6 protein-coding genes are annotated in these 4,559 nt (G+C 43.9%); all 6 read right to left on the reverse strand.

Features of this window, described 5'->3' with window-relative positions; all coding sequences use genetic code 11:
- Positions 1-70: 70 nt before the first annotated feature.
- Complete coding sequence (locus tag C230_RS0100835) at positions 71-742, reverse strand: hypothetical protein (RefSeq protein WP_018130191.1); 672 nt, start codon at positions 740-742, stop codon at positions 71-73.
- The gene (locus C230_RS0100840) at positions 735-1,553 is read right to left on the reverse strand and encodes a hypothetical protein (protein WP_018130192.1); all 819 of its coding nucleotides are present in this window, start codon (positions 1,551-1,553) and stop codon (positions 735-737) included. Before C230_RS0100840 ends, C230_RS0100835 begins: the two co-directional genes overlap by 8 nt.
- Before the next feature lie 348 nt (positions 1,554-1,901).
- Complete coding sequence (locus C230_RS18955; protein ID WP_018130193.1) at positions 1,902-2,336, reverse strand: GNAT family N-acetyltransferase; 435 nt, start codon at positions 2,334-2,336, stop codon at positions 1,902-1,904.
- Positions 2,337-2,446: 110 nt separating this feature from the next.
- Positions 2,447-2,770 carry an ABC-2 family transporter protein gene (locus C230_RS0100850; RefSeq protein WP_018130194.1) on the reverse strand — a complete coding sequence of 108 codons (324 nt, stop codon included), beginning with the start codon at positions 2,768-2,770 and terminating at the stop codon, positions 2,447-2,449.
- Between the two features lie 77 nt (positions 2,771-2,847).
- Entirely contained in the window at positions 2,848-3,489 is a 642-nt protein-coding gene (locus C230_RS0100855) for an ABC transporter ATP-binding protein (protein ID WP_018130195.1), read from the reverse strand.
- A 3-nt stretch (positions 3,490-3,492) separates the two neighbouring features.
- A complete protein-coding gene (locus tag C230_RS23965; RefSeq protein ID WP_456151914.1) occupies positions 3,493-4,155 on the reverse strand; it encodes a DUF1430 domain-containing protein in 663 nt (220 codons plus the stop codon).
- Positions 4,156-4,559 lie beyond the last annotated feature (404 nt).

Raw genomic sequence — 4,559 nt, forward strand, 5'->3', positions numbered from 1 at the left:
TAGCAAACGACATACCGCATCAGGAGAGGTTGGTCAAGTGCTCTCCTTGACGAATCTCTCCTGATGCGGTTCAATTCAGCCTGGGCAAAGCCATGGACAGAGAAACTCCAACCCAAAAAGAATTTACACAAAAATCCGGACTTGACCTCGCTTTGGTGTTGCGATGTTTCTTGCTCAAGGTATAGATCAGCAAATACAGAATGGACACCAACCATACACTCAGCAAATATCGAACAAAAATCATACCCAGTCCCTGGACAGGTGTGACAAAAGGGGTATAAATCCCATGCTGTAGGCCAGACACTCCTTGACTCCAACTGGAATCATAGCCTTGAAAAAGCAGTGCCAGAAGACAGACGAGACCAGTGTACAGCAGAGTGTAGACCGTTCCCAAGACAAGCAGGCTCCCGATTTTTGCATAGAGCCATTTCGTTTTCTGTCGTAACCTTAGCATTATGTAATGGGTGATTTGCTTATCGTGACAAACGTCAAAAACATAGAACAAAAAGAAGAAAAGGAAGAAATATAGCTGAATATACTTGTTGTCTACTATATCGAAGATTAAGTCCCATGAATTTGTAAATTGAATGGAATTCTTTAAACTCACACTATCCAGGAAAGTCATCATTACAATTATCAAGAGAAACAACAAAGTTTTGAATTTCATAGACGCCTGATTGATTTTTTGTTTCGAATATTGCAGAACCACCGTACGATCTGAAAAGACTCCATGTTTATCCATTTATTCTCTCCATTCTTGTTCTCGTGGTATAAAGTGCCAGACTGAGGAGAAGCAGACCGGCAAGAGACCCATACATAATCCCTGGATTTACGTGATCGTTGTACATCATAGTAAACCACTGCAACGGAGAAAAACTGAAGAGATTCAAAATTGCTTCCAACACAAAACCACTTATGACATAAAACAAAAAAGGAGCCACAAATACTATGATCTTTCTCTTTACAAAACTGGATAAACATATAGCAATACTGGCAAAACAGGCTCCCATTAGGAAATGGGTTGCGAAAATCATCCAGATATACAGTTCAGGATGGGTAGAAAATACCGACGCAAGAAAACCAATTGGTTTAAAAACAAAAGTCGGAAGAACCTCATTTTTAAATACCAGAGAAATTACCGTGTAGAACAAGAATTCCGGGAGGAAGATTGCCAAGCCCCCAACCAGGAAATTCACTATATACTTCGTTCTCACATAAGCTGTATACGAAGTCCTGGAGGCAACAAAGTAATAAAAGTTTAAGTTTCTTTCCTCCAGAAAAGAGGCCGAATAAGGCAAGATCGCAAGAAGAGGAAAAAAGGTTGCCAAATAGAAAAAACTTTGATGCCAAATATGGTATTTGTTTTGCCCGTTGGTGATTAGCTGCTGAATCACTTCCGTATTTCCTATAATATCAGGTGCATCGAGGGCAGCAAAAGTGATTGATTTTAAAATTCTTGAATAGGCGGATAAATAAATCAAAACAAGACCAATCAAGACAACAAACAACATCCGTTTGTTCAATAAACCTCTTTTTAATTCTTGAAAAAACATTCCATCACTTCCTTTATTTGAAAGCAAGGAAGCTCCTTTAACAGAAGCTTCCTTGCTCGGAAGCTTATTTGGTTGGAGGCGGTTCCTATTTTATCAGATCATCGTTTCCATAACTTGATCTGATAAAACCAAATCAAATGAAGAATAACGCTTCACTCATAAAGCTTATTGGATCAACAATTGTATATCCAGCCTCTATATTCTCACACGTTGGTAATTATGTCCACGACAAAATAACCTGAATTTTCCCTGCTTAGGAAAAATACCTCTATGATTCTCTTTTATACTCTCTAACCCTATCCATATTATAGTTTTTGTTGTGATTCCTAATCGAAATACATCTCTCTCCTACTCATTCCCCCACTCCCCGTTCAACGCACGAGTAAACTCTTCCCTTGTCACCACAAACCAATTCGTCTCACCTTGACACGCATTCCGATACTCATCCGGCACTTCGGCAACCGGCCGGGCGTAAGGCAATTTTTCCACGGCTCGCAACGACCGCCCGTTTCGCGGGTCGACTCCGATGTACACCCGGCGCAAGGCCATTTTTTCAAACGCGAGTCGCAATATCGCATCCTTCGCCCGGCGGTTATACCCTTTGCCCCAGTACGGGCGGCCGAGCCAGGTGCCAAGCGTTGCTTCTCCCGTTTCCTGGTTGATCTTGTGCAGGCTGATCACGCTGATCGGATTCCCCCGTTCATCGAGAATCGTACGGCTGAGACCGGTGCCCCGCCGCTCTTCCTCGATCATGGTTTCCGTATGCTCGCGAATCCCTTCCACCGTCGCCCGCCAGGTGAAGAATCGGGTGACTTCCGGATCGCTTGCCAGTTGAAACAGACGAACCCGTATCCTCCAACCTGCGCTCCCGAATGATCATCCCGCTCGCCTCCTTACATGCGGATTCCCATCAGATTGCCCGAACTGTACCGCCGCAGCCCGATGTGAAACACCCAAACCGATCCCGCCAGCAGCAGCAAGGCGCATCCCAACGCCTCCAGCAAAAATGTTACGTCCACCTGCCGTAGCAGCCCGATCGGCATATAGGAAACAAATCCGGCCGGGATCACGGTAAACAAAACGATTCGCCCAAAGCCGCGAAAAATATCGGTCGGATACGTCATAAACGTGATCAGCGTAATAAAAAACTGGAACAGGACATACAGAAGAATCTTGCCTATCACCTTATCCAGAATGATCACCTTTTTCGTTGCCAAGCAAATAAAATATTCAACCCAAAATAGCCCGTCGTGTGTCCGACAATCAGCGCCTTTGCAACATATACCACTTGCTCTTATGATAATTTTATATTTCTACTACATGCTTTTGCTACTTCCGGGTCATGAGTAACGATAATGATTGTCTTCCCCAATTCATTCAATCCATTTAATATATTTATAATTTCGTTTCTGTTCTCGGAGTCCAAAGAACCGGTGGGTTCATCCGCAAGGATTAAATCACAGGGCTTTAACAGGATCCTTGCGATAGCAACTCTTTGCTGTTCCCCTCCTGAAAGCGCATGTATTTTTTTGCTGAGGAGGATATTCAGTCCGACCTTTTCTAGGGCTTCTCGTTTCATCTCCTGCTTTTCCTTCTTTGTTTTTTTTGAATATAGCAATGGAATTTCCAAATTATAGTCTACCGTGGCGTTATCAATCAGTGCGAAATTCTGAAACAGATATGAAATACGAGTTCTTAGGAGTTTATTGGCCCGGGCAGATCCGACACGGGGAATTTCCTTCCCGAACAGCTTAATAATTCCACGATCCGCTCTTTCAAGCATCCCAATCAGATTGAGAACTGTTGATTTTCCAGAACCGCTTTTCCCCGTAATCGCCACCATCTCTCCCTCGTAAACGGTCAGGTTTATATTGTCCAGAACAACGTGGTCGGCATAGCTTTTTCTGACTTCTATAAGTTCACATACCGGGTTCATCCTTTACTCAATTCCTCCCTTTAAAACGTTTACCTTGTTTCTCCGCTCTACGATCACAAGAGCAATAACAGAAACGATAAATTCAATTGCAACCAACACTCCTGCTGCTGCAAACCACTGGATGTCAGCCGTTCCCACCGCCCTGTTGACAGAGCCTCCCATTCCCAATACACTTGCCACGATCTGCAAAAAACTTGCCAGTATTCCTCTGTTCACAAGAAAGCAGATGAACAACTGAAACGCCCATGTCATTGAGAATATCAAAAGGAACTCTTTATACGTTCGGAAAAAACCTGTACCGAACAATCTGCGAACAATAAACTTGCGCTGGTGTTTGTTAAACAATATGGTCAGATTTTGCACCACAAGCGGTAACAACCCCGCCATCAGGCCAAGACTAATGAAAAAAAGCTGTTTCATCTGCTTTTGCAGGTTATAGATTTGCTGAGAAACGAACTGGTCGACCGTGACCAGGTGTTTCATATTATCATCCAACTTCAACCTTTTGAGCTCAGGCTCCAATGCCTTGTAGGTCATCGTCGTATCTCTGTTAATCAATCTTACCTTCAACGGGTCACTGGCTCCGCCGCCACCCAATACGTTCGCCCTGTCTGCCACGAGACTGTTTTTTTCTGTTACCACCTGAATGATCGGGTCGACGATCATATTGTTTTCAGAGGGAAACACCTCCGGATTAAAGCTGAATATCTTCTGGTCGTTTGCCAACCAGATGATTCGAATCTGTTGATTCTTCACGCTATCCGGAACTGACCTCTTAAAAGCGGCTCCTCGCTGTTTAGTATGGGTATGCACAAATGCCAGTCCAACAGATTGGCAGTCAATTCTCACAGCCTTTGCTAGTTTATCGTTCCTGAGGCAGCCCCTCAAGGAAACCGCTTGACCGCCTGCCTCAGGAACGATTTCGTGGTTATTAGGCTGTGAAGGAATATGACTAAGCCTGTTGAGGCTTGACCGTAATCTCCAGCTTATTCGCTGTAGCGTACACCATGCTGATGAATGTTTGTAATGTGCGATATCCTCGAGCTTTCCGTTTCGATGCTTGCACCAAG

This window comes from Effusibacillus pohliae DSM 22757 (assembly GCF_000376225.1).
In the GTDB taxonomy this organism is placed as follows: domain Bacteria; phylum Bacillota; class Bacilli; order Tumebacillales; family Effusibacillaceae; genus Effusibacillus; species Effusibacillus pohliae.